Below are 24945 nucleotides of genomic sequence, written 5' to 3'. Positions count from 1 at the left end.
AATACCACTGGTGGGATATGTGTAGGGTACCCCAGAGTGCCGTTGGAGATTTTGACCCTTGAACCAGCTGGCTCAAGGCGGATCAGCAATGACAACCGTAGGCTTCTCGGTTCAAGCCGAGCTTGCTCAATAGCTATCAAGTACCAACCCTTAATTATTGCTTATCGGCTCAGGGACTTAATCCCCTCACGAACACTCCAGGGTAAATTCTTGTCTCAGGCTTTAAAACTTATTGCTGCTCTAACTTTACTTGATTGAGCGCAGTAGTTAGTGATGCCGTCAATTGTTCCAATTTGTTGGTTAACGATTTTTTCTGCTCTACTTCTAATGTATCACGGCTTTCCAATTCATGACAGACGTTCAGTGCCACAAAAGTAAGTAATTGCATTTCGTTAGTGATTTTTGTTTTAGAGGCCATATCTTTTAGACGTTCGTCAAGTTGCTTAGCCGCGTTGCATAACGACTCTTCCTGCCCTGTAGGGCAATTCACCCGAGTTAACTTGCCTAAAATTTCAACTTCAACTGCTTGATTACTCATAGCGACTCTAAATACGTTAGTTGGGGGTGATATATAGATGATCACCAAGGAGGAAACTATAGGAAAAGGCTTGTTAAGATTCAAGCTTTTCCCTCTGAAGGAGAAAAATTACCGGATAAAAATACACTAATTAGACAAATTGTATAAAAGCTACCCACATTAGGGCAATCGTTCGTTTTCGCTACCTTGAGTAAATGCTAGAATCGATATTATTTACTTATTTTTGGGTCTCTGTATGAGCGAATATAAACTGCCAGAATATTTGACACTGGCAAGTGAGCTTCAAACTGCGGGTTTGACTGTCAATCCTTCGGAGCTACACGGGCTTTTAGCCGGAATGCTAAGTGGTGGGCTGAGCTTAACTGATAAGAGTTGGCAGCCGATGATTTTTGACTATACCAATGATGGTATGGGCTGGCCTGCGAAGTCATTGCAACTTGCTCAAACGACGTTGGATGCGACGATTGCTGAGCTGACTAGTTCAGCGATGAATATCTCTATTTTGATCCCTAATGAAGAGGCGAGTGCCAGTTTGTTTGATATTGCAGATGGTGTCGCGGAATGGGTCAGTCATTACATCTCAGGGCTTGGATTGGTTGGTGCGGAGATCAAACAATCTTCCCAAAATACTAAGGAAGCACTCGCAGATTTAGAAGAAATTGCTAAGTTAGGTATTGATGAAGAGGATGACCTGGAAGAACAAGCTAAATTACTTGAACAAGTAATTGAACATATCAAGGTTTGCGTATTAACGATTCATGCAGAGTTTGGTCAAAAACCTGCAGAACAGAAGGCCCCGACTATTCATTAATTAGGACGTTTCATGAAGCAGTTTGATATTGTCATCGCCGGAGGCGCGATGGCTGGTATGACTTTAGCGCTAGCGATCAGTAAGCGATCAGCGCATTCATTATCCATCGCTGTCGTTGAGCCTTATCAAGTCGACTATAATGCGCATCCTGGGTTTGACTCTCGTTCAATTGCCTTGTCTTTGGGGACGATCAGTATTCTCAAACAATTTGATCTTTGGGAGCAAATGTCCGAGTTTGCGACTGCAATAAAGCATATTCACGTATCAGATCGTGGTCATGTAGGCGCGACTGAAATTGATCGCCAAGAAGTAGGGGCCGATGCTCTTGGGTATGTTGTCGAGCTTAATGACGTTGGGCACTACTATAATAACAAAGTGAGCCAGCACAAGCAGATTCAAATATTATGCCCAGCTCAAGTCAAACATATAGAAAGGTTGCAAAGTGAAGTCCATATCACACTAAATGATGGTCAATTGCTCGCAGGTAAGCTTTTGGTTGCAGCGGATGGTTCTATGTCTACGTGCTGCGAGCTGTTAGGGGTTGAACAAGATTTGCATGATTTTAAACAGGTAGCGGTTACTGCAAACATTAAAGTAGCTCAAGCTCACCAAGGTCGAGCTTTTGAGCGTTTTACCTCGTCGGGGCCAATAGCACTTTTACCTATGAGAGAACAGAGGATGTCTTTAGTTTGGTGCTTAGAACCGGATCAAGCAGAGAAGACGATGTCCTTAGGTGATGCTAAATTCAAAGAGTCACTGCAGAGTGCTTTTGGCTGGCGTTTAGGGGAGTTTGAGGCAGTTGGTAACAGAAGCTGTTATCCTTTACAACAAAGCTATCGCCAGCAAAATACGTCTCACCGATTTGCCATTGTGGGGAATGCAGCACAAGCACTTCACCCGATCGCTGGTCAGGGCTTTAATTTAGGAATTCGAGATATAGCGACACTAACTGAATCCATTTTGACTGAAATAGATGATCCCGGCGCTTACTCTGTTTTGAGTCAGTATAAACACCGTCGAGATCAGGATAGGTCGATGACCGCGTCATTGACGTCATCTCTGGTTCATATCTTTTCCAATGATTATCCTACTCTCAGAGTTGCTCGTAACCTGGGTTTAATGGCAGTGGATAATGTGTCGATGCTTAAAGCGCCTTTATTAATTAGAACACTAGGATTGGTTGCTAGGTAGTAACCTAAGTGAGGAATGATTCGATGATGCAAAGCGTTGATATTGCAATTGTTGGCGGAGGCATGGTAGGGCTAACTCTCGCTGCTGCCTTCAAAGACACGGAATTGCGAGTGGCTGTGATTGAAAGCCAGATACCAGATTATGAAATCAATGACCTACCTGATGTCCGTGTTTCTGCTCTTAGCCGCTCGAGTGAGATCATCTTACGTAATATAGGAGCATGGGAGGGGATAGAGCAACGACGTGTCGCACCATACTCTGCAATGGAAGTTTGGGAGCAAGACAGTTTTGCTCGTATTGAATTTGATGCGATGAAGCTTGCGCAACCTGATTTGGGTCATATTGTTGAGAATAGAGTGATTCAGTTGTCTTTACTGGAGAGGGTTAAACAACTACCTAATGTTAGCCTTCATATGCCCGCACAATGTCATTCTATGGCTGTTGGTGAACGCGAAGTGTGGCTAAGTTTAGCCAATGGGCAGGGCATAACTGCGAAGCTTGTTGTTGGTGCTGATGGTGCAAACTCTTGGTTGAGAAGGCAGTTGGATATTCCTCTCACTCATTGGGACTATGGTCATAGTGCCGTGGTAGCGAATATTTGGACTGCTGAAGAACATGAAAAGGTAGCTCGTCAGGTCTTTACTCCTCAAGGTCCACTTGCTTTTTTACCTATGAACCAAAGTAATATGAGCTCAATAGTTTGGTCTACTGAGCCCAAACGAGCAGAAAACTTGATGGCTATGTCTGATCAAGAATTCAACAAAGTGTTGACGGCAGAATTCGATGCAAGGTTGGGTTTATGTGAGGTGATCGGCAAGCGAGCCTCATTTCCACTAAAAATGCGTTATGCTCGTGATTTTGCGGTGGATCGCGTTGCGTTAGTCGGTGATGCCGCTCATACAATCCACCCTCTGGCTGGGCAAGGTGTCAATTTGGGGCTACTTGATGCTGCTAGTCTTGCTCAGGAAGTTCAAGCTAGTTGGCGTAAAGGCCAAGATATTGGTAGTCGTCGTAATCTTCGTAGTTATGAGCGTTGGCGTAAATCTGAAACTGCCAAGATGATCGCGTCTATGCAAGGTTTTAAAGACTTATTTTCAGGCAGTAATCCAGCTAAAAAGCTTGTGCGAGGGCTAGGTATGACTTTGGTCGGACAACTTCCTGGAGCCAAAGATGAAATCATCAAAAGGGCTCTTGGACTTAAAGGTAACTTACCAGTCTTAGCTAAATATCTTGAACAAGAAATGGTTTGATATTAAATGACAAAGGGCTGGTATTGACCAGCCCCTCTATAATTTTTATATGTATGCACAACGCAATCGCATAATTTCCTGATTGACTTCCTTTACCGTTTTAAAATGGCGCTTTTCAGCTTTTTCTGGCAAAACTAGTTTCCCATTATCGAATTCAAACTTACCGACACCGCAAATATAAATCCTTCCCTTAAATAGTCGACTTACGTGTTTAGCAATCATACCCGGTGTGTAGCGCTTAAACAGTCTCATAGAGTGATCCTTATATGTAGCAAGCACTGCAAGTATACAAATTTCAACCCAATATTAACGTGATTTTAATGGGGTTATATGCAGTGAAATGAGTTTCTTTTGGGTATTTGTGCTCCATTAAGCAAAGTTATAGATAAATACCCATTTCTATGTGATGTTTTCCTTAGTTATGTTCTGTCTATGGAACTCATCTCGGTTGTTCAATTACGAAATAGTAAACCCGAGATTTATGACAGTTTTAAGAATAGTTTAATTTTTTTATTTCATGCCAATTTATGGTAAATTTTTTGCATAAATTGACTATGGAATAATAAGGTAATGACTTTAACTGTTTGATTTTAAGTTTATAAGTAGGTCTTTATGCAGTTTCAAGGATAGGTTTGGACTTGTTACTAAAGGTAGTTAATTAGCTAAAGATGCATTAATTTGGAATGGTGTTAGCGTAGACTGAAGTCTTTATTGCGTTATGAGTCGCATTTGGCGAATTCTTCTTTGTGTAGTTGTATCTACAACCTAATTGAAACCCGCTGCGCTAGGTAGCGGGTTATCTTGGTTTCGATGTTATTCGTCGTCATCAAGTGAGTATGGAAGTGGTTGGATTGTCCATCTTGAATCGGGTTGGTTTGCTAGACGAAGTTGAGTGTTTGTTTCAAGGTTATTAGGCAGAACGATAAGTCCGATGGCTTTACCATCATTAAATTGATAGCTAGTCATTAGTGCTCCAGCACTTCGCCAATTATCACCCACAGAGCGTTCAATTTCTGCACCGGATACGCCGGATTGTTCATCACAATCACCTTTTATTATTTGCAAGGCACGCTTATTCATTCCACGATATTTAGCCCTAGCGACAGTCTCTTGGCCTGTATAACATCCTTTGGTGAAACTGATTCCTCCAAGAGCTTGAAGATTAAGTGCTTGTGGTATGTGTTCGCTTTGTATTGAGGCGGAAACAATGGGGGTAGCTGCTTTAATATCTAGAAGTGTCCATAGCTCTTCAGAGATTTTTGGTGCCTCAATCGTTTGGCACAGCTTTGTTGCAGTGGCTTCATTAACAGCTAGTAACCATCTTTGCTCATCTATCTTAACAGCAGTGCCACCGTCTATCTCTCTGACCGAAGTCTGTTGCGATGATAAAATGTCTATAGCCTGAGTGGCTGTTTTTCCGACTAGGCCGAGTAAGACATCTGTACTAGACAGAAACTCTATTTTGGAAAAAATGGCGTACTTTTTTAGCTCCGCAAGCTCTTGAGTGATGGCTGACTTAGGTTGCAGCATCGCATAGCCAGCTCGATGATGAAACAAGCGAAATACGCTCCATGTTTTGCCTTTGGCATCACAATGTGCTCCCAAAGTACTCTCGTCGGTATTGAGTTTTACCACATCACATGTAACCTGCCCCTGCAAATATGATTTTTTTTCATCTCCTTCTGCTGTGATCATTCCCCATGATGTTAAATGCGTTAATGCAAGCTCGGGAAGAGAGTCAGTACTTGATAGAGACAGTGGTTCAAAACCGTTTTTCCAATCCATGATTTTTACCTGAATGCTATTTATTGCTGCTATGTTAGCGCTTAAACACCTCAATAAACAACCTTTCAAGTTGTATGGTAAGTATTATAAATCTGTTAGCTTACTCGGGATTGTGACTAAGTTAGTGGTCGGGTGATTTATTGATTGTTACACTCGCTACAAACAACCGAAAAGGTGGATTTAAAATGTATACTCGGGAAGAAAAGGCGCGTATTAAGTGGGCATGTCGTCGAGGCATGCTGGAACTGGATGTCGTCATTATGCCGTTTTTTGAAGAGTGCTTTGAAGAGCTCCAAGATGATGAACAGCGCGATTTTGCCGCGCTTCTAGAGTGTGACGACCCAGATCTATTTACTTGGATTATGGGTCACGGCCGAAGTGATAACTCAGTTCATGCTTTAATGGTCGATAAAATTGTTGCCCACAACCTCAGCAAAGTGCGTTAGGTTACTTGCCTTAACGTCATTTTTTTCTTGTCAGGCCAATATCAGTGTCTTGATTTTGGCTTGCTGCTGTTTTGTTGTTTCTGATATGCCTCTGACAATCACTTTTTGCCTTATTAATTTGGTGTATAAACATCATTTACTGTCCAGTTGGTTGACTCAATCTATTAAAGGTCAATTGATTTTATCAAGCTCTGGTTTGTGTGAGTTCAATGGCGAAAGGGTTAGGATTAAGAAACACATTATGAGCTTATCAGGTTTTGGTGTGCTATTGAGGTTTGATAGTGGTGATAGATATATTTTGTGGCGCGATAGTGTTTCTGATAGGCATTATCGACAATTTCTAATGTTTTTAAGAAGGGAGCAGTAAGCTCCCCCTCTAGAATGTCTATATTAGTTTTTCAGGATAAAGTATCGTTGGGCTGCTATCTGGCTCTAATTCAGGATAATCGAGAGTATAGTGTAGTCCTCGGCTTTCTTTCCTTTCAATTGCACAACGTACCATCAGTTCAGCTACTTGAAGCAAGTTACGCAATTCAAGTAAGTTATTTGATACTTTGAAATTACTATAATATTCATGAGTTTCTTGCTGAAGTAACTGAATGCGCCGTAATGCCCGTTCAAGGCGTTTATCTGTGCGAACAATCCCCATGTAATCCCACATAAATAAACGTAGCTCATGCCAATTATGCTGTATGACGACTTCTTCATCGGAGCAACTAACTTGGCTTTCATCCCACGGGGGTAAGGTGGGAGGTATAGCCGCTTCTGCCATTTTATCTATGATGTCGTTTGCCGCAGACCATGCATATACCACACACTCCAGCAAGGAATTTGAAGCCATACGATTGGCGCCATGAAGACCGGTATAGCTAACCTCACCAACAGCATAAAGCTGCGACAAATCGGTTTCTCCTTGCTTATTGACCATGACTCCACCACAGGTGTAGTGAGCCGCTGGGACAATTGGAATTGGCTCTTTTGTCATATCGATACTCAAATCCATAAGACGGCTGTATATGGTCGGAAAGTGCTTCTCGATAAAATCAGCGGGCTTGTGGCTAATATCCAAATACATACAGTCAGCGCCGAGACGTTTCATTTCAAAGTCAATGGCTCTTGCTACAACGTCTCGTGGAGCAAGTTCTTCCCTTTGATCGAACTCAGGCATGAAACGTGATCCATCTGGTCGCCTGAGATAAGCGCCTTCTCCTCGCAGAGCTTCAGTAAGTAAAAAATTTCTCGCTTCTGGGTGATATAGGCAAGTTGGGTGAAATTGATTGAATTCCATGTTTGCTACACGGCATCCAGCGCGCCAAGCAATTGCAATCCCGTCACCTGAAGAGACATCTGGATTGGAGGTATATTGGTAAACTTTAGATGCCCCACCAGTGGCAAGTACGACAAATTTTGCTCGTACAGTTTCGACATGTTCTTGGTTGCGGTTCCATATATAGGCACCGACGACTTTAGTACCATCACCACCAATTTTGTCTGCACAGATCAAATCCAGTGCATTGTGCCGTTCCAGTACAGTAATATTAGGGTGGTGGTGAGCATTGTCTTGTAGAGATGTTTGCATCGCCATGCCTGTAGCGTCGGCAGCATGTAAGATACGCCGGTGACTATGCCCGCCTTCTCGAGTTAAGTGGTAACGAGGATTATCATCGCTATCACCATCTTCACGATCAAATGGAACGCCACCATCAATCAGCCACTGAACACAAGCTTTTGCGTTTTTAGCGATAAACTCAACAGTCTCTTGTTCACACAAGCCCGCACCAGCGATAAGAGTATCTTGAACATGGGAGTCGATACTATCAGATTCATCGAAGACTGCAGCTATACCGCCTTGAGCATAGTAAGTTGAACCTTCGCTTCTCGTTCCCTTGCTTAACACAATAACTTTGCCGTACTCGGCAACACGAAGCGCTAACGATAGACCTGCTGCGCCACTACCCACCACTAATACATCACATTGATGTTCACGGTTTGCGTTCATAAACCTTTTTAATTCCTGAGTTAATTTAATTCTTAAATAAAATCGTGCCGTTCCGCGCCAACCATAGGTTATCAGTCATAGAGCATTGCTGTTTGTAGGTCGATTAAAACATTGCAATTAAGCCCTGATAAAACACAGAGTAGACCAATCATATTAGCATTGGAATGAATGCAATTCTTTGTAAATAACATTGATTTTGGCCCCTTTCATCCCCACAATTGTGGGTAACATTGTAATAGATTCATCGTTTTTAAAATAAATTCGGCAGAAATTTTGAACTTTATATTTATTGTTGAGTCACAATAGTGCTCAAGTAAGCGGTGGTGTCAATACTAGGTTTTGAATAATTAATGCTCATATCTGTAAGGTAGGGGTCGATAACAATAGGAGTACACGCTCGAATGAACGAGCAGTTGACCGATCAAGTACTTATTGAGCGAGTTCAGAGTGGAGATAAGCAAGCTTTTAATCTATTGGTAATAAAATACCAAAATAAAGTCTGTAATCTTATCTCTCGCTATGTCAATAATCCTGGAGATGTACCTGACGTAGCCCAAGAAGCATTTATTAAAGCGTATCGTGCTATACCGAGTTTCCGAGGTGAAAGTGCCTTCTATACTTGGTTATATAGGATAGCTGTCAATACTGCTAAAAATCACATTGTTGCTCAGGGGCGTAGGCCGCCAGCACAGGATGTAGACACTGAAGAAGCTGAATATTACGAAACAAGTAGTGCATTGAAAGAAATTTCGAACCCTGAGAACTTAACGTTGTCAAAAGAATTGAAGCAAGTAGTTTTTAGTGCGATCGAAGCTCTACCTGATGATTTAAAAACGGCAATGACGTTACGGGAGCTTGATGGTCTGAGTTATGAAGAAATTGCTGTAGTAATGGAATGTCCTGTTGGAACGGTGCGGTCACGTATCTTCCGAGCTCGTGAAGCGGTTGAGAAAAAAATTCAACCTCTTATAGAACACTAACGCCAGTAAGGTTAATGGTGAAAAGAATGGCTGACAAAGAGAAAATTTCAGCACTCATGGATGGGGAGTTGGTTGATAAAGCTCTAATTAGTGAATTAGAGCAAGACCAATCTAGCCTTAAGACTTGGAGCAATTACCATTTAATTGGTGATGCGATGCGAGATGAAGCTCCACAAATAAGAGATTGGTGTATAGCTGACAGCGTCGCACTTGCTTTGGAAAAAGAGAACACACATACTAGGCTTTCTCTTGATAATATTACAGAAATTAACCAACCTTCTGGTCAACCACATCCAGTTAGGGCTCGTCGTGAGCTACCCGCGTGGTTAAACCAATTTGGCCAGGTTGCAGTAGCAGCTTGTGTTTCGTTTGTGGTTATTCTTGGTGTGCAGCAATATGGAGGCAGTGAACCGGGACAAGCCGATGTAGAGCAGCTTCCTGTGTTGCAAACTATTCCATTTACTGGCAGTGCTGAGCCAGTGAGTTTAACTCGTAGTTCAGTCGATCAACCAACGCCAAACAGTACAACCAACGTACAGGAACAGCGGCGTCGAATTAATGCAATGTTGCAAGATTACGAATTGCAGCTGCGTTTAAATAGCGAAGTTTCAGATCATAACGATAATCCAGAAACGGTAGTTGAATGAATAAAATCCTGACCAGTGTACTAGCACTGTTCAGTTTGAGTTCGCCACTCGCCTTTGCAGAAGAAAAAACTGCAGAGGCGTTGTTGCATCAAATGAACGAAGCCAGTCAACACCTTAACTATGAGCTTTCTTATATTCTGATTAAGAAAAATAGTATCGAGCCTCTTTTGTATCGCCATGCTCGAAATAATGGTCAGCAACTGGCTCATCTTGTTTATCTCAGTGGGCCTGCTCGAGAGGTGATAAGGCGTGGTGATGAGGTTAGTTATATCGAACCCGGGGTTGAGCCGTTTACGATAGAATCTGGTAATATTGTTGCTCCTACGATTCCTCTTTTGAATAGTGATATTGAGGATCTGAGTCAGTACTATGATTTTATTCAGGTCGGACGTGCTCGAGAAGCAGGAACCGCTTGTCAAGTACTTAGGGTTGCTTCAAAAGATGGCCTTCGCTATTCCTATATCTTATGGGTTGACGATCAAACGAAGTTGCCAATTAGAGCTGATTTAGTTGACCGGGATGGTGAAGTCCTTGAACAATATCGAACTATCTCTTTCAGTGTTAATGACAACATTGCTGAAGTGTTAAGTACACTAAATACGGTTAAATTACCTGGTGTGCTGTCTTTACCGAAAGGTGAGTTGGAACAAAGTTTTTGGACAGTGGATTGGATACCCAAAGGCTTTGAATCAACAGAACTTAATCGTTATAGGATGGGAAGTAGTGACAGAATGGTTGAAACTCAGATGTTTAGCGATGGGTTGTTCAGCTTTTCTGTGTATGTGTCAGAAAGTGATGATTATTCTCTAAAAGGCCAATTAGTACGCCAAGGGCGACGAACGCTCCATAGTTATGTTAAAGGCACTAAAGAAATATCTGTAGTTGGTGATATTCCTCCAGCGACAGCGAAGCGTATTGCTCAGTCGGTGACGATTAATAAACAAGTGAGTACTACGCAGTGATGATAGCGTTAGCAACGGTTGCTTCAGTTAAGCCAATTTCTAGTGGTTACACTGTAGAACTAAGCTGTGAGCAGCAAACGAGTTGCTCTAGCTGCTCATCACAAAAAGGTTGTGGGACAGGAATAGTGTCTAAGGCTATTGGTAGTAAATCACTACATTGGCAACTCGATACAGCACAGTACGTTAAAAAGGGGCAGATTGTCGAAATAGGTTTGCCAGAAAAAGATATTTTGCAATCTGCTACTCTAGTTTACCTAGTCCCTTTGATTGCTATGATGCTCGGCGCACTGGGTGGCCAGTGGTTATTGAGCCCTATTTTCGGCCCTGGTGAAGGGGTGGTCATTTTGACTTCAGCACTTTCTACTCTTATTGGAATATATTGCGCTAAACGGTTGGTTATTAAACTTGAGTTCCGTTCATCACGAAGTGTCAAATTGCTTCGTGTGCTAGGTGAGCCAATTAGCTAGTGCGTATTGTCTAGAAATTAGTTAGAATCTGCCAACTTTATTGAAGCGCTGCTGTAATGCAGCCTTTTTATTTCCCTATATTTAAGAGTTTAGTCACACCAAATCATGAAGCACATTCGTAACTTTTCGATAATCGCCCACATCGACCATGGTAAGTCGACCCTATCCGACCGTTTGATCCAAGACTGTGGAGGATTGAGTGTCCGTGAAATGGCATCTCAAGTACTTGACTCAATGGATTTAGAGCGCGAACGTGGTATTACTATTAAATCCCAGAGTGTGACACTAAATTACACAGCTAAAGATGGTGAGATTTATCAACTCAACTTTATCGATACACCGGGACATGTAGATTTTGCCTACGAGGTTTCTCGCTCACTTGCTGCTTGTGAAGGTGCATTATTGGTAGTTGATGCAGGGCAAGGCGTTGAAGCTCAGACCTTAGCTAACTGCTACACAGCGATTGAAATGGACCTTGAAGTGGTTCCTATTTTGAACAAAATTGATTTGCCAGCAGCAGACCCTGAGCGTGTTGCTGAGGAGATTGAAGAAATTGTCGGCATCGATGCGATGGAAGCAACCCGATGTTCTGCAAAGACTGGACTGGGTATCGAAGATGTACTTGAAAATATTGTCTCTGCAATTCCAGCGCCTGAAGGTGATGAGGATGCGCCATTACAAGCATTGATCATTGACTCTTGGTTTGATAACTATTTAGGCGTTGTCTCCTTAGTTCGCATTAAAAATGGTTCGCTGAAGAAGAACGATAAAATTAAGGTGATGAGCACAGGGCAGGTGTGGGGAGTAGATCGTTTAGGCATCTTTACACCAAAGCAAGAGGATACAACGCAGCTTAATACTGGTGAAGTTGGTTGGGTAGTGTGTGGTATCAAAGATATTCTTGGTGCTCCTGTTGGAGATACGCTGACGCTTGCTAAGCATGGTTGTGAAGAGGCTTTACCAGGTTTTAAAAAAGTTAAACCACAGGTTTACGCGGGTCTTTTCCCTGTATCCTCAGATGATTACGAAAACTTTCGTGATGCTTTGGGTAAACTCAGCCTCAATGATGCTTCTTTATTTTATGAACCTGAGAGTTCAGCAGCTCTGGGTTTTGGTTTTCGCTGTGGCTTCCTTGGAATGCTGCATATGGAAATCATCCAAGAGCGACTTGAACGTGAATATGATTTAGACCTAATTACCACAGCCCCAACGGTAGTTTATGAAGTTGAACAAACAGATGGTGAGCTACTGCACGTAGATAGCCCGGCAAAACTTCCAGCGATCAACGATATTGAAGAAATTCGTGAACCTATTGCGCGTTGTAATATTCTTGTGCCTTCAGATTACTTGGGTAATGTAATTACTTTGTGTGTAGAGAAACGTGGGACTCAGGTAGATATGGTTTACCACGGAAATCAGGTTGCTGTAACGTATGATATTCCAATGGCTGAAGTTGTGCTTGATTTCTTTGACCGCTTGAAATCGACATCTCGTGGTTATGCTTCATTGGACTACAACTTTCAGCGTTTTGAAGCATCAGATATGGTTCGTGTCGATGTATTGCTTAATGGCGACAAAGTTGATGCTCTCGCTTTAATTACGCACAAAGATCATTCGCAAACTCGTGGTCGTCAGTTGGTGGAGAAAATGAAAGAATTTATTCCTCGCCAGATGTTTGATATCGCTATTCAAGCAGCGATTGGTAATCATATTATTGCACGCTCTACAGTTAAACAATTGCGTAAAAACGTGATTGCAAAATGTTACGGCGGTGATGTGAGTCGTAAGAAAAAACTATTGAAGAAGCAGAAAGAAGGTAAAAAGCGTATGAAGCAGATCGGAAATGTGGAACTGCCTCAAGAAGCCTTCCTTGCTATTCTGCATGTTGGTAAAGATTAGGTAGTAGTTTCTGATAAGCTAACCTATTGCTAAGTGAAAGAGTTACGACTCTTTCACTTTCGTGTTTATGAGATAAGGGAAGTCAATGGCGAATACATTTTCATTAATTCTAGTTATTGTCACTTTGGTAACCGGTATTGTTTGGGTACTTGAGAAGTTGCTGTTTGCTAAAAAACGCTATGCACAGCTTGCGACTATAGAAGAACAAACTCAAGAGCTTGATGCTACAGTGACAGAAAAAGTGGTTAAGCAGCCATGGTGGATTGAAAACTGTGTGTCTATTTTTCCTGTTATCGCGATAGTTCTTGTATTGCGCTCATTTATATATGAGCCGTTTCAGATCCCTTCTGGTTCTATGATGCCGACGTTGTTGGTCGGGGACTTTATCTTGGTTGAAAAGTACGCTTATGGTTTAAAAGACCCCGTATGGCGCAATCAATTAGTTGAAGTTGGAAAACCTGAACGTGGTGATGTGGTGGTATTTAAATACCCACCGCAACCAAGCATTGATTATATTAAACGTGTTGTGGGCCTACCTGGTGACCTTATTCGTTACAGTAGCGATAAACAGATATGTATTCAAAAGTCAGGTACGTCAGTCTGTGAACCTGTTAAATTGTTTAACGTCGAAGAAAGTGATTTTATTGACCGAGGTGTTCAGCAGATTCAAATGTCGGAACAATTGGGAAGTATTGCACACAATATTTTGGTCAATCCACTAGCTCGTAATCCTGTTGAGCAGTATTACCCACGTAGTGGCACTACAGAATGGGTTGTGCCACAAGGGCATTTCTTTGCAATGGGTGATAACAGAGACAATAGTGCTGATAGCCGTTTTTGGGGCTTTGTCCCTGAAGCAAATTTGGTAGGAAAGGCCGTTGCTATATGGATAAGCTTTGAATTTGAGCGCGATGCCGATAGTATTTTGCCCTCATGGATCCCGACCGGTGTGCGTTTTAACCGCATCGGTGGTATTAACTAAATTTATCGAGAGAGCATGAATTCTCCCATATCTAAATTAGAGAAAAAGCTTGGTTATCATTTTAATGATGCTGAGTTTATTCATTTAGCACTGACACATCGCAGTGCTCATGGAAAACATAACGAACGCCTAGAGTTTCTGGGTGATTCAATTTTAAGTTTTGTTATTGCTGATGATCTTTATCACCGTTTCCCTGACATTAATGAAGGGGATATGAGTCGTATGAGAGCAACATTGGTTCGTGGTAATACTCTGGCGGAACTAGGCAGAGAGTTTGAACTCGGTGATTACTTAAAATTAGGCCCTGGAGAGTTAAAAAGTGGTGGTTTCCGCCGCGATTCGATACTCGCTGATGTTGTTGAAGCCGTTATTGGGGCCATTTATCTTGATAGTGATATTGAAGTGGCTCGCAGAATTATTCTTAGTTGGTATCACCAGCGTCTTGAGGCTATTCAACCCGGTATCTCTCAAAAAGATCCTAAAACTCGTTTGCAGGAATTCTTACAAGGGAGAAGAAAACCTCTGCCTGTTTATACAGTGACTAATATTAAAGGTGAAGCACACAATCAGCAGTTTACTGTATCGTGTGAAGTAGCAGGCATAGGGACGTCTGTAGTTGGTAAAGGCACCAGTCGCCGCAAGGCAGAACAAGCGGCTGCTGAAATAGCACTAGAGCAACTTAGCAATGACTGATTCATCAGACAAAAATGATTTTGATATCGATACATTTTTTTCATCGAGTGGTGAAAAGAGCGCACCAGACAACCAATATTGTGGCTTTATTGCAATAGTCGGTCGCCCAAATGTGGGTAAGTCTACTCTTTTGAACCAAATCCTCGGACAAAAGATTTCGATAACATCACGCAAACCACAAACGACACGCCATCGGATTATGGGTGTTGATACCCAAGGTGATTATCAAGCGATTTATGTCGATACACCAGGCTTGCATATCGAGGAAAAGCGTGCGATTAACCGCCTTATGAACCGAGCTGCTAACTCATCACTCAGCGATGTTAATTTAGTGTTTTTTCTCGTCGATGGGACTCATTGGACAAAAGATGATGAGATGGTTTTGACTAAGTTACAAAAGTCGAATTTCCCGGTTGTATTGTGTATTAATAAAGTCGACAACGTCCAAGACCGAAATGATGTAATGCTCCATATGATGGAAGTGTCAAAAAGGATGGATTTTGTTGACGTAGTCCCTATTTCTGCTAAACAAGGTAAGAATATTGATGTGTTACGCAATCATGTTCGTGAACATTTACCTAAAGCCACTCATCATTTCCCAGAAGAATATGTGACGGATCGTTCGCAGAGATTTATGGCATCTGAGATTGTTCGAGAGAAGCTAATGAGGTTCACTGGTGAAGAGTTACCTTACTCAGTCACTGTTGAGGTGGAGCGTTTCGATTATAATCCAGCAACCGATGGTTTTCATATTAATGCTCTTATCCTAGTTGAGCGCCATGGTCAGAAAAAGATGGTGATCGGCAAAGGTGGTGAAAAAATTAAGACCATAGGACGAGAAGCTCGACTAGATATGGAAGAGTTGTTTGGTCGTAAGGTATATTTGGAAACGTGGGTCAAGGTTAAATCAGGCTGGGCTGATGATGAACGTGCTCTGCGCTCTTTGGGGTACATTGACGACCTTTAACTTTAGTCGAGTGTTATTGTTCTCGCACAACGCAATAAGGAGCTGTTGGCTCCTTATCTTTATTGGACACTAAATATGATTGCAGAAGGCTTACAGCGCTGTTTTGTGCTTCATAGACGTCCTTATAGTGAGTCAAGCCTGATTCTCGATGTGTTTAGTGAGGAATTCGGGCGATTAGCTCTGATGTCAAAAGGAGCAAGAAGTAAGCGATCTCATCTTAAAGGCGCTTTGCAGCCTTTCACTCCTTTACTGCTAAAATGGTCCGGCAAAGGTTCAATGAAGACTCTTCGTCAAGCTGAGCCGATCAGCCTTGGGTTGCCTCTCTCTGGTCTTACACTATATTCAGCAATGTATGTTAATGAGCTACTTGCTCGAGTTTTGATGGCTGAAGTTCCCATGCCTGCTCTGTTTCATGATTACCTTAATACTCTAACTGAACTGGCTCAATGTGATAACCCTGAACCTGCTTTGAGACGTTTTGAATTAGCATTACTGTCTGCAATGGGATATGGAGTCGATTTTTTGCATTGCGCAGGGACTGGTGAGCTTATTGCAGCTGACATGACATATCGTTATCGAGAACAAAAAGGTTTTATAGCTTCAGTTAGAACAGATAATCTTACCTTTTTAGGTAATGAACTGATTGCGATCAGCGAGCGTAGGTTTATTACAAAAGAGCAACTAAAAGCGGCTAAACGCTTTACACGAGTGGCATTAAAGCCGTATCTTGGAGGAAAACCATTAAAAAGTAGGGAGTTATTTATGCAAGTTATAGCTCCTAAATCACGGAGTATTGGAAAATGAGTTTAATTTATCTGGGTGTTAATATCGACCATATTGCGACGCTGCGTAATGCTCGTGGTACTAAGTATCCAGACCCTATTCACGCTGCTGAAGTTGCTGAGCGTGCAGGAGCGGACGGTATAACTATCCACCTCAGAGAAGATCGTCGTCATATAAAAGATCGAGATGTGCGTATTTTACGTGAAACGATCCAGACTCGTATGAATCTTGAAATGGCAGTGACGGATGAGATGGTTGAGATTGCACTCAAAACTCAGCCTGAATACGTTTGCTTAGTGCCGGAAAAACGTGAAGAACTTACGACTGAAGGTGGGCTAGATGTCGTGGGGCATATAGAGAAAATACAACATGCTACAAAAGCCTTGAATGAAGCAGGGATCAAAGTATCTTTGTTCATTGACGCAGATAGAGAGCAAATTGATGCTGCTAAGGCTTGCGGTGCACCATACGTAGAGCTTCATACAGGGCATTACGCTGATGCCGAGAATGACGATGACCAACAAGATGAACTGAAAAAAATCGCAGCTGGTGCAAGTTATGCTGCTGATTTAGGTATTACCGTTAATGCAGGGCATGGTTTAACTTACCATAATGTTGCTCCGATTGCTGCAATACCAGAAATCCATGAACTTAATATTGGGCACTCTATTATAGGTCGAGCTGCTTTTGATGGCCTTCACAAAGCGGTTGCTGACATGAAAGCTCTTATGGTTGAAGCGCGTAAGTAGCTACGATGGCAATTGTAGGTTTAGGGACGGATATTGCAGAAATAGAGCGTGTTGAGAAAGCGCTTGCTCGCTCTGGAGAGAGTTTCGCGCAGCGGATTCTAACAGAGCAAGAACTTGAGCGTTTTCATTCTTTGAAACAGCAAGCTCGATTTCTGGCTAAACGTTTTGCTGCTAAAGAAGCGGCTTCAAAAGCATTGGGGACTGGTATTGCTCAAGGGGTGACATTCCACGACTTTAGTATTACTAATGACCAATACGGGGCCCCATCTTTATCGCTATCTGGTAAAGCATTTGAAATTGCTAAAATAAAACAGGTGGAACAAATCCACCTATCTATTTCAGATGAGCGTCATTATACCATTGCAACGGTTATTTATGAGTCTAAATAAGGTGCTGAACTCTCGATAACCTTTTCCATCTCATCTTGTAGCTCAAATAATTCTGGTTCAAGTTCCAAAATGCTGGAGCCAGAATTAATCGCTTTTTCTATAGTTGAACAGACTTTTTTAAGCCGAGGCACGCCGCAATAAGCACTGCTGCCATGCAATTTGTGGATAAAATGAAGTAACTTTTCCCTGTCAAAATTCTTTTGTTCCATCGCCGTTTCAACTACCTCACTCACCTCTGGGATATAGTTAACCAACATTTGTAACATATCTCTCGCAAGTTCGATTTTATTTGCAGATTGTTTTAGCGCGGCTTGCCAGTCAATAATGAGACTGCTATTTTCCGTTGAATTTAGTGAGGAGTATGTTTGCAAGTCTACATCAGGCCGCTCTTTATTAATGCTGTTGGTATCTGGGTTCCAGTGTGTTAAGACTTGCTGAAGTACCCTTTCTTCAATGGGTTTGGTTAAGTAATCGTCCATGCCGGCACCAAGCAATCTGTCTCGTTCCCCGCTCATTGCATGTGCTGTTACAGCAATGACAGGAGTATTTGCATTGTATTGTGTGCTTTTGATTTTGTGGCATGCCGTCACCCCATCCATATGAGGCATTTGAATATCCATGAAGATTATGTCAAATCTTCGTTCTTCGGCTTGGCTAACAGCATTTAAGCCATTGGTAGAGGTGATGACTGTCTCGACTCTTTCTTGCAGTAATGCACTGATAAGTTTGAGGTTAGCGGGGTTATCATCGACAGCCATAACAGTGAGAGGGAGCTTTTCACTGTAAGTTGGCTTGAACTCAATACCGGGGAATGTTTCTTGATTGGTCGCTAAAATCTGTAATAGCTTTCGACGTGAAAGTGGCTTGGTAATGCAGTGTACATCATGGGTTTGGATAAGGTGGTCTGATAAGGCTAGAGCTGTACTGGGAATACCTACCACTACGTGAGATGTACATTGTTTAGCGTGTTTCACCCATTGCTCTACTTGCTCTAGCTGATTGGGTTTGTTTGGTGCTAAATTAAGTATAATGTAGTCATAGTGGCTTGAGTCATCTGGGAGTGATGACCGATAGGTGACGATCAAACCTTCTTGAATAAGTATCTGTTGAATTACAGAGGCAGCCTGCATATTAGACTCTATCAGCAGCAATGTACGTTGTTTCAGCGATTGAGTTTCTATTAAGGTATTGACTGGCATTTCTGTTGAATGAAGTTTGAGGGTAAACCAGAAGGTTGATCCTTGATGGAGTCTACTCGTGAGGCTAATTTCTCCTCCCATTTGACCAACAAGTTTTTGTGTGATGACCAAACCTAATCCAGTGCCCCCATAACGACGAGAGATACTCGCATCTGCTTGACTAAATGCTTGGAATAGTTGAGCTTGCTGTCGTTCTGAGATGCCAATTCCTGTATCACGTACCATAAACTGTAGCTCGATAACATCTTCTTTTTGTGAACGCATTTCAGCACTGATATCTATGTTACCGCGTTCGGTAAATTTGATAGAGTTACCTACTAAATTAGTGAGTACTTGTTGAATCCGTAGTGGGTCACCTACCACGCCGGTAGGGATTTTAGAATCAACTTTAAGGGTCACTTCAAGCCCTTTTTCGTGGGCGCTTGTTGCTTGTAAACTGACCACCTCTTCTAGTGTTTCTTGAAAATCAAACGGAATATTTTCTAGAGCAAGTTTACCCGCTTCAAGCTTAGAGAAATCAAGAATATCATTAATAATACTTAATAAATTATTAGCTGATTTTTCAATCGTTTGTAAATAGTCGGTTTGGTTGTTGGTCAATTTGGTTTTGAGCATTTGGCGAGTAAAACCAATGACACCATTAAGAGGTGTTCGAAGCTCATGTGACATGTTAGCCAAAAATTCAGATTTTACTCGAGCGGCTTCTTGAGCTCTTTTTTTAGCAATGTCCAATTCTACATTCTGGATCTCTAGCTGCTCTAGGGTTTCTCTAAGATCCGAAGTGGCTTGGTCTATGCTATGCTGCATCTCTACATGATATTCTGATAAAGACACAGCCATAGCATTAATACCATTTTTTAATGTGTCTAGTTCACCGTGCATTTTGCCTTCAATTCTAACGTCGAGGTGGCCGCGGCGAATTCGGTCTACCATATTTTTCATATGCGAAATAGGTCGAGTAACATCATGCATTAAGCGGTGAGCAAAGATTGCTGATAACCCAAGCCCCGAAATTAGCACTAAGAAGGCAGAGAAAACCTCTTGATATTGCTGAAGTCTTAAAGAGGATAGGTCAAGTTCTATGGCAATATAGCCTAATGCTGAGTTATTATTTTGACCTTTAGCTGCAGAAAGTAACCCTGATTCTGCGACGATGGGAGCTCGTAATATTAGAGTGTTTCCCTGTAAGTCAGACGTTACGAGTAAAGGAATGGATTCATTGCGAGGGAACGTCAGAGATTCAAAGTTAGGATGAAAGTTGGATGTTACAAACAAATCATGGTTGTAATCGAAAACGGCTATACTACGAACGAATTTAGAATTCTTGCGATGGGCATAACTAATAATTCTTCGAACAGCTTCACGGCTGTTGTTTTTCAATCCCTCTTCACTGGCAATAGCAAGGGGCTCGACGATACTTAACCCTGAGTTGATAACTTGTTTTTCAAGATCATGGTAGCGGTTGAAAGAGAAAAATGCGCTCAGGAGCAGGCCAATTATTAAGGTAGGCGCAAGTGTGAGAGTAATAACGCGGGCGCGTAAGCCATATCTAGTCATTATTGTCTAAACATCGTGGTATGGATGTGGGAAAATAGCTTCCAAGCAAAAAGAAGCCATCGAATACTTAAGCATAATCAACTCGTTCGGCTCCGACAATCGTTCAGGTATGAAAAGGTGATACTTGGATAGTAATACAGAACAATAGTACAAGGCAAAGAACAGAGTTATGGCGCGTTTCTTCCAACCGAAAAAGAAAACTAAACTGAATACGAAACATCAGTTATTGACCATTGATAAGCTTGATCATTATGGAGCAGGTATTGCCTACCAAAAAGGTAAGCCCGTTTTTGTTGATGGAGCATTACCAGGTGAGAAAGTATTAGCTCAGTTTACAGAGAGCAAAAGCAAGTATTCTCGTGCATCATTAATTAAAGTGCAGAGTTCGAGCAAGCAACGTATTGATCCATTTTGCCCTCATTATGATGAATGTGGTGGCTGTAACATGCAGCACCTGAGCAATCAGGATCAACAAGAGTACAAGCAACAAACCTTAAGCCAGCTAATAAGTAAATTTGCAGGGAAAAAACTTGGATTGTATGCGCCGATTGTTGGCCCAAGTCAAGGTTATCGTAGGCGAGCGAGAGTTAGCGTGATGCAGGATAGAAAAACTCATAAGCTCAAATTTGGTTTTCGTAAAAAGCACAGTAAGGATATTGTGACTTTGACGCATTGTCCGGTATTAGTTCCTGAATTGGATGCATTGTTACCAGACTTATACCAATTGCTGCAGACGTTTTCTCACCCTGAATGTATTGGTCATGTTGAATTGGTGAAAGCTGACAATGCATGTATTTTGGTTTTACGTCATACCAATTCTTTATCGCCCAAAGATCAACGAGCTTTGTTCGACTTTGTCTGCAGTAAGCAGGTGACTTTGTATTTGATGCCAAATAGTGATGATATGGTGCTTGAATACGGTGAATCAGGAATCTATCAAGAGATAGGAGTTACTATTCCATTTGAACCTAATAATTTCATTCAGGTAAATCGAGATGTCAATGCTCTGATGGTAGCACAAGCGCTTGATTGGCTAGACTTGTCGCCACAAGATAGCGTACTGGATTTGTATTGCGGTTTAGGTAATTTTAGTTTGCCAATGGCAAAGCAAGTCAAATCAGTGATTGGTATTGAAGGCGTTGATGAGATGGTTGATAAAGCATCTCATAACGCTGAAGTGAACCAGATTAAGAATGCGACATTTTTTCAGGCTAATTTGGAACAAGATGTGTCAGGTCAGCCCTGGGCTAGTCAGAAATTTGATAAGATATTGCTTGATCCTGCCAGAGCGGGAGCCAGTGGAATTGTAGAACAAGTCTCTGCTTTGGGAGCGAAGAGGGTGGTTTATGTTTCTTGTAATCCTGCTACTCTAGCGCGAGACTCTCACAGTCTACTTAGCCAAGGTTATGAGTTAAAACGACTTGGGATGATAGATATGTTTCCTCATACGAGTCATCTAGAATCCATGGCCTTATTTATTAAAGCATGATAAGAACTTACCTCGTATAGAGCAGTCTTACCTTACGAAAATAGAAAGTAAAACAGGACAAAGATAATGGTTGCGGTACGAAGCGCACACTTGAATCAAGATGAGCAGTTTGAGTTAGATACTTGGGTCGCGAGCCTAAAACAAGATACCAAAGTGGCAAAGCGCCTCAAAGAGGTATACCTACACTGCGAAACTATTTTGGCTGACAAGGAACAAAAGGCCTTGTTACTGTGGCGTGGCCGGGAAATGATCGAAATCCTGACGACACTTTCTATGGACAAGGCTACTCTAGTTTCTGCGCTGCTGTTCCCATTGGTATCAAGTGGTGCTTATAAACGTGAGGTATTAGAAGAAGATTTTGGTAAAGAAACCATCAAGCTGATTGATGGTGTGGAAGAAATGGCAGCTCTTGGGCAACTGAATGTCACGATAGAAGGGACTGCTGCATCAGCTCAGGTTGATAATGTTCGTCGAATGTTACTTGCCATGGTTGATGATTTCCGCTGTGTAATCATTAAATTGGCTGAGCGAATCTGTAACTTGATTGAGGTTAAAAAGGCTCCTAATGAAGTTCGATGTGCGGCAGCTAAAGAATGTACCAATATATACGCCCCTCTTGCTAATCGTTTAGGTATTGGCCAGCTTAAGTGGGAAATTGAAGATTATGCATTTCGCTATCAGCAACCTGATACGTACAAGCAAATCGCAAAGCAACTCTCTGAACGCCGTATCGTGCGTGAACAATACATCCAAGATTTTGTTGACGATTTATCCAGTGAAATCAATGTTTCAGGGATCAATGCTGAAGTGAGTGGGCGGCCCAAGCATATTTACAGTATTTGGCGCAAAATGCAGAAAAAAAGCTTGGCATTTGACGAGCTATTTGATGTTCGTGCAGTACGTATCATTGCTGATCAACTTCAAGATTGTTATGCGGCATTAGGTGTTGTTCATACTAAACACAGACATTTACCTGGTGAATTTGACGATTATGTCGCTAACCCCAAGCCTAATGGGTATCAATCGATACATACTGTCATTCTAGGCCCTGAAGGCAAGACGATTGAGATTCAGATCCGCACAAAAGACATGCATGAAGACTCAGAACTTGGTGTTGCAGCTCACTGGAAATACAAAGAAGGTGGCGGTGGACGCAGTGGTTATGATGAAAAAATCACTTGGCTACGTAAGCTGCTTGATTGGCAAGAAGAAATGTCAGATTCTGGTGAGATGCTTGATGAAGTTCGCAGCCAAGTTTTTGATGACCGCGTTTATGCATTTACACCTCGTGGTGATGTGGTTGATTTACCAATGGGGGCGACTCCGCTTGACTTTGCATACCATATTCACTCTGAAGTAGGTCATCGTTGTATTGGAGCTAAGGTTGCTGGCCGTATCGTGCCTTTCACTCATAAACTCACCATGGGTGACCAGGTTGAGATTATTACTTCTAAGGAGCCTAACCCTTCTCGTGATTGGTTAAACCCATCAATGGGTTTTGTAACTTCTGGAAGAGCTCGGGCGAAAATTAATGCTTGGTTTCGTAAACAATCGCGAGAGAAAAACTTAGAGGCGGGTAGAGAAATCCTCGAATCTGAGTTAACTAAAATAGGTGCAACGCTAAAAGACGCTGAGAAATACGCACTTAAGCGATTTAATATAAATAGTGCAGATGAACTTTTTGTTGGGATTGGTAGCGGTGATTTACGTATTAACCAGATCATCAATCATATTAATGCCCTCGTTAATAAGCCTACAGCTGAAGAAGAAGATCAACAGGCGCTTGAAAAACTTAAAGAAGCGGAAAACAAATCGCCGGCTTTGAGTCGACCTAAAAAAGATGCGGTAGTTGTGGAAGGCGTTGATAATCTTATGACGCATTTAGCGCGCTGTTGTCAGCCTATTCCTGGTGATGAAATTGCAGGTTATATCACTCAAGGTCGGGGAATTTCGGTTCATCGGTCAGATTGCGAGCAACTTGAAGAGCTTCGTCATCATGCACCAGAAAGAATTATAGATACAGTATGGGGAAGTGGCCATGTTGGTTCATACATATTGACTGTACGTGTTGAGGCAATGGAGCGTGGTGGACTACTGAAAGATATCACTACACTGTTTTCTAATGAAAAAATAAAGGTGAACAGTATGAAAAGTCGAGTTGATTACCGTAGCCAGTTGTCCATTATGGACTTTGATCTTGAAGTGACCAATGTTGAGGTATTATCACGCTTATCCAAGCGCGTAGAACAAATCAAAGATGTCATGTCTGTAAAGAGATTAGGTTAACCTGTCCGCGATTAATTAAAGGTGAGTGGTATAACCACTCACCTTTTTCTTTAGAGGAATACAATAATGAGTCACCCGATAGAGCAGTTAGAAAAAATCATGACAACGCTGCGTGATCCTCAACAGGGATGTCCGTGGGATTTGCAACAAACCTTCGATACAATTGTGCCTCATACCATAGAAGAAACTTACGAAGTTGTTGACGCCATCCACAATCGTGATTGGGATAATCTGCAGGAAGAGCTAGGTGATTTGTTGTTTCAGGTAATTTTCTACAGTCAATTAGCTAAAGAGCAGGGGTTATTTGAGTTTTCTGATGTGGTTGATGGTGCAAACCAAAAACTGACTCGACGTCATCCACATGTTTTTTCGGGCGTTGAATTTTCAAGTGAGGATGAGATCGCAGATAATTGGGAAGCGGAAAAAGCCAAAGAAAAGCCAAAGAAAGGCAGCGCTGAACAAAGTATTCTAGATTCTGTACCAAACGCATTACCTGCTTTATCTCGAGCGAATAAAATTCAAAAGAAGTGTGCTCGTTATGGGTTTGATTGGGACTCTCTAGGACCAGTAGTGGATAAAGTTCGTGAAGAAATTGACGAAGTCATGGACGAAGTGCTTCAGGTGTCACCGAATCAAGATAAAATAGAATTAGAGCTGGGGGACTTATTGTTTGCGGTGGTGAATTTAAGTCGTCATTTAGATAAGGATCCAGAGTCTGCTTTGAGTAAAGCAAATTTAAAGTTTGTGCGACGGTTTAAGGCAATCGAGTTTATTATTGCAGGGCAAGGTAAGATGTTGAAAGATTTTGATTTAGAGCAGCTTGACCACTTATGGGATCATGTTAAGCGACAAGAGCCTTAGTCTAGGCTACCGAAA

Annotated in this window: 24 protein-coding genes and 1 other RNA gene; 19 read left to right on the top strand and 6 right to left on the bottom strand. The window is 41.9% G+C overall.

What is annotated here, in order from left to right; all coding sequences use genetic code 11:
- Positions 1-24: 24 nt before the first annotated feature.
- A non-coding RNA gene (gene ssrS, locus KO511_RS11205) (6S RNA) lies at positions 25-207 on the bottom strand.
- Between the two features lie 22 nt (positions 208-229).
- Complete coding sequence (locus tag KO511_RS11200; RefSeq protein WP_215987514.1) at positions 230-538, bottom strand: cell division protein ZapA; 309 nt, start codon at positions 536-538, stop codon at positions 230-232.
- Positions 539-773: 235 nt separating this feature from the next.
- Between KO511_RS11200 and KO511_RS11195 the strand changes: the two genes are divergently transcribed.
- The 3 genes from KO511_RS11195 to KO511_RS11185 are packed head-to-tail and all read left to right on the top strand — an operon-like array spanning position 774 to position 3790.
- Positions 774-1349 (top strand): YecA family protein, encoded by a 576-nt coding sequence (locus KO511_RS11195; protein WP_215987513.1) that lies wholly within the window; start codon positions 774-776, stop codon positions 1347-1349.
- Positions 1350-1361: 12 nt separating this feature from the next.
- Complete coding sequence (ubiH, locus tag KO511_RS11190; protein WP_215987512.1) at positions 1362-2540, top strand: 2-octaprenyl-6-methoxyphenyl hydroxylase; 1179 nt, start codon at positions 1362-1364, stop codon at positions 2538-2540.
- Between the two features lie 23 nt (positions 2541-2563).
- The gene (locus tag KO511_RS11185) at positions 2564-3790 is read left to right on the top strand and encodes an FAD-dependent 2-octaprenylphenol hydroxylase (RefSeq protein WP_215987511.1); all 1227 of its coding nucleotides are present in this window, start codon (positions 2564-2566) and stop codon (positions 3788-3790) included.
- Positions 3791-3835: 45 nt separating this feature from the next.
- On the opposite strand, the gene KO511_RS11180 is transcribed toward KO511_RS11185, so the two are convergent.
- Both KO511_RS11180 and ygfZ read right to left on the bottom strand, forming a co-directional pair.
- Positions 3836-4042, bottom strand: a complete 207-nt coding sequence (locus KO511_RS11180; protein WP_215987510.1) for a DUF1107 domain-containing protein — start codon at positions 4040-4042, stop codon at positions 3836-3838.
- 561 nt (positions 4043-4603) lie between these two features.
- Positions 4604-5575, bottom strand: coding sequence for a tRNA-modifying protein YgfZ (gene ygfZ / locus KO511_RS11175; protein ID WP_215987509.1), 972 nt, complete (start codon positions 5573-5575; stop codon positions 4604-4606).
- Between the two features lie 185 nt (positions 5576-5760).
- Between ygfZ and KO511_RS11170 the strand changes: the two genes are divergently transcribed.
- Together KO511_RS11170 and KO511_RS22540 are read left to right on the top strand one after the other, a co-directional pair.
- Positions 5761-6021 (top strand): succinate dehydrogenase assembly factor 2, encoded by a 261-nt coding sequence (locus tag KO511_RS11170; protein WP_215987508.1) that lies wholly within the window; start codon positions 5761-5763, stop codon positions 6019-6021.
- Positions 5990-6388 (top strand): protein YgfX, encoded by a 399-nt coding sequence (locus KO511_RS22540; RefSeq protein ID WP_354668159.1) that lies wholly within the window; start codon positions 5990-5992, stop codon positions 6386-6388. Before KO511_RS11170 ends, KO511_RS22540 begins: the two co-directional genes overlap by 32 nt.
- Positions 6389-6406: 18 nt before the next feature.
- On the opposite strand, the gene nadB is transcribed toward KO511_RS22540, so the two are convergent.
- The gene (nadB, locus tag KO511_RS11165; RefSeq protein ID WP_215987507.1) at positions 6407-8020 is read right to left on the bottom strand and encodes an L-aspartate oxidase; all 1614 of its coding nucleotides are present in this window, start codon (positions 8018-8020) and stop codon (positions 6407-6409) included.
- Between the two features lie 401 nt (positions 8021-8421).
- Here nadB and rpoE point away from each other — a divergent pair, with 401 nt between their 5' ends.
- From rpoE to acpS, 11 genes are all read left to right on the top strand, one after another.
- Entirely contained in the window at positions 8422-9000 is a 579-nt protein-coding gene (rpoE, locus tag KO511_RS11160) for an RNA polymerase sigma factor RpoE (protein WP_215987506.1), read from the top strand.
- A 26-nt stretch (positions 9001-9026) separates the two neighbouring features.
- The gene (locus tag KO511_RS11155; protein ID WP_215987505.1) at positions 9027-9647 is read left to right on the top strand and encodes an RseA family anti-sigma factor; all 621 of its coding nucleotides are present in this window, start codon (positions 9027-9029) and stop codon (positions 9645-9647) included.
- Positions 9644-10609, top strand: coding sequence for a sigma-E factor regulatory protein RseB (gene rseB / locus KO511_RS11150; protein WP_215987504.1), 966 nt, complete (start codon positions 9644-9646; stop codon positions 10607-10609). The genes KO511_RS11155 and rseB overlap by 4 nt, the downstream gene beginning before the upstream one ends.
- Complete coding sequence (locus tag KO511_RS11145; protein ID WP_215987503.1) at positions 10606-11076, top strand: SoxR reducing system RseC family protein; 471 nt, start codon at positions 10606-10608, stop codon at positions 11074-11076. The genes rseB and KO511_RS11145 overlap by 4 nt, the downstream gene beginning before the upstream one ends.
- Positions 11077-11181: 105 nt before the next feature.
- Positions 11182-12975: a translation elongation factor 4 gene (gene lepA / locus KO511_RS11140; RefSeq protein WP_215987502.1), complete on the top strand. Its 1794-nt coding sequence runs from the start codon at positions 11182-11184 to the stop codon at positions 12973-12975.
- A gap of 85 nt (positions 12976-13060) precedes the next feature.
- On the top strand, positions 13061-13957 hold the full coding sequence (gene lepB / locus KO511_RS11135; protein ID WP_215987501.1) for a signal peptidase I: 897 nt from the start codon (positions 13061-13063) through the stop codon (positions 13955-13957).
- Between the two features lie 15 nt (positions 13958-13972).
- Entirely contained in the window at positions 13973-14650 is a 678-nt protein-coding gene (gene rnc / locus KO511_RS11130) for a ribonuclease III (protein ID WP_215987500.1), read from the top strand.
- Positions 14643-15617: a GTPase Era gene (gene era, locus KO511_RS11125; protein WP_215987499.1), complete on the top strand. Its 975-nt coding sequence runs from the start codon at positions 14643-14645 to the stop codon at positions 15615-15617. Before rnc ends, era begins: the two co-directional genes overlap by 8 nt.
- A gap of 78 nt (positions 15618-15695) precedes the next feature.
- Entirely contained in the window at positions 15696-16421 is a 726-nt protein-coding gene (gene recO, locus KO511_RS11120) for a DNA repair protein RecO (RefSeq protein WP_215987559.1), read from the top strand.
- Positions 16418-17149, top strand: a complete 732-nt coding sequence (pdxJ, locus tag KO511_RS11115) for a pyridoxine 5'-phosphate synthase (protein ID WP_215987498.1) — start codon at positions 16418-16420, stop codon at positions 17147-17149. The genes recO and pdxJ overlap by 4 nt, the downstream gene beginning before the upstream one ends.
- 5 nt (positions 17150-17154) lie before the next feature.
- Positions 17155-17538 carry a holo-ACP synthase gene (gene acpS / locus KO511_RS11110; RefSeq protein ID WP_215987497.1) on the top strand — a complete coding sequence of 128 codons (384 nt, stop codon included), beginning with the start codon at positions 17155-17157 and terminating at the stop codon, positions 17536-17538.
- Here acpS and barA read toward each other — a convergent pair.
- Positions 17523-20294, bottom strand: a complete 2772-nt coding sequence (gene barA, locus KO511_RS11105) for a two-component sensor histidine kinase BarA (RefSeq protein WP_215987496.1) — start codon at positions 20292-20294, stop codon at positions 17523-17525. The genes acpS and barA overlap by 16 nt on opposite strands.
- A 169-nt stretch (positions 20295-20463) precedes the next feature.
- Here barA and rlmD point away from each other — a divergent pair, with 169 nt between their 5' ends.
- From rlmD to mazG, 3 genes are all read left to right on the top strand, one after another.
- A complete protein-coding gene (rlmD, locus tag KO511_RS11100) occupies positions 20464-21783 on the top strand; it encodes a 23S rRNA (uracil(1939)-C(5))-methyltransferase RlmD (RefSeq protein WP_215987495.1) in 1320 nt (439 codons plus the stop codon).
- Positions 21784-21849: 66 nt separating this feature from the next.
- A complete protein-coding gene (gene relA / locus KO511_RS11095) occupies positions 21850-24069 on the top strand; it encodes a GTP diphosphokinase (protein WP_215987494.1) in 2220 nt (739 codons plus the stop codon).
- A 66-nt stretch (positions 24070-24135) separates the two neighbouring features.
- Positions 24136-24930, top strand: coding sequence for a nucleoside triphosphate pyrophosphohydrolase (mazG, locus tag KO511_RS11090; protein ID WP_215987493.1), 795 nt, complete (start codon positions 24136-24138; stop codon positions 24928-24930).
- Positions 24931-24945: the final 15 nt, after the last annotated feature.

This window comes from Vibrio hepatarius (assembly GCF_018860525.1).
In the GTDB taxonomy this organism is placed as follows: Bacteria; Pseudomonadota; Gammaproteobacteria; order Enterobacterales; family Vibrionaceae; genus Vibrio; species Vibrio hepatarius_B.
This window is presented reverse-complemented; position numbering and strand designations above follow the sequence as displayed.

Excerpts from the sequence above, each read along its gene's own strand:
- rnc (WP_215987500.1), top strand. The coding sequence starts at position 13,973 with ATGAATTCTCCCATATCTAAATTAGAGAAAAAGCTTGGTTATCATTTT.
- lepB (WP_215987501.1), top strand. The coding sequence starts at position 13,061 with ATGGCGAATACATTTTCATTAATTCTAGTTATTGTCACTTTGGTAACC.
- KO511_RS11195 (WP_215987513.1), top strand. The coding sequence starts at position 774 with ATGAGCGAATATAAACTGCCAGAATATTTGACACTGGCAAGTGAGCTT.
- KO511_RS11200 (WP_215987514.1), bottom strand. The coding sequence starts at position 538 with ATGAGTAATCAAGCAGTTGAAGTTGAAATTTTAGGCAAGTTAACTCGG.
- relA (WP_215987494.1), top strand. The coding sequence starts at position 21,850 with ATGGTTGCGGTACGAAGCGCACACTTGAATCAAGATGAGCAGTTTGAG.
- ubiH (WP_215987512.1), top strand. The coding sequence starts at position 1,362 with ATGAAGCAGTTTGATATTGTCATCGCCGGAGGCGCGATGGCTGGTATG.
- KO511_RS11180 (WP_215987510.1), bottom strand. The coding sequence starts at position 4,042 with ATGAGACTGTTTAAGCGCTACACACCGGGTATGATTGCTAAACACGTA.
- nadB (WP_215987507.1), bottom strand. The coding sequence starts at position 8,020 with ATGAACGCAAACCGTGAACATCAATGTGATGTATTAGTGGTGGGTAGT.
- rpoE (WP_215987506.1), top strand. The coding sequence starts at position 8,422 with ATGAACGAGCAGTTGACCGATCAAGTACTTATTGAGCGAGTTCAGAGT.
- barA (WP_215987496.1), bottom strand. The coding sequence starts at position 20,294 with ATGACTAGATATGGCTTACGCGCCCGCGTTATTACTCTCACACTTGCG.
- KO511_RS11185 (WP_215987511.1), top strand. The coding sequence starts at position 2,564 with ATGATGCAAAGCGTTGATATTGCAATTGTTGGCGGAGGCATGGTAGGG.
- era (WP_215987499.1), top strand. The coding sequence starts at position 14,643 with ATGACTGATTCATCAGACAAAAATGATTTTGATATCGATACATTTTTT.
- ygfZ (WP_215987509.1), bottom strand. The coding sequence starts at position 5,575 with ATGGATTGGAAAAACGGTTTTGAACCACTGTCTCTATCAAGTACTGAC.
- acpS (WP_215987497.1), top strand. The coding sequence starts at position 17,155 with ATGGCAATTGTAGGTTTAGGGACGGATATTGCAGAAATAGAGCGTGTT.
- rseB (WP_215987504.1), top strand. The coding sequence starts at position 9,644 with ATGAATAAAATCCTGACCAGTGTACTAGCACTGTTCAGTTTGAGTTCG.
- KO511_RS11170 (WP_215987508.1), top strand. The coding sequence starts at position 5,761 with ATGTATACTCGGGAAGAAAAGGCGCGTATTAAGTGGGCATGTCGTCGA.
- pdxJ (WP_215987498.1), top strand. The coding sequence starts at position 16,418 with ATGAGTTTAATTTATCTGGGTGTTAATATCGACCATATTGCGACGCTG.
- rlmD (WP_215987495.1), top strand. The coding sequence starts at position 20,464 with ATGGCGCGTTTCTTCCAACCGAAAAAGAAAACTAAACTGAATACGAAA.
- mazG (WP_215987493.1), top strand. The coding sequence starts at position 24,136 with ATGAGTCACCCGATAGAGCAGTTAGAAAAAATCATGACAACGCTGCGT.
- KO511_RS11155 (WP_215987505.1), top strand. The coding sequence starts at position 9,027 with ATGGCTGACAAAGAGAAAATTTCAGCACTCATGGATGGGGAGTTGGTT.
- lepA (WP_215987502.1), top strand. The coding sequence starts at position 11,182 with ATGAAGCACATTCGTAACTTTTCGATAATCGCCCACATCGACCATGGT.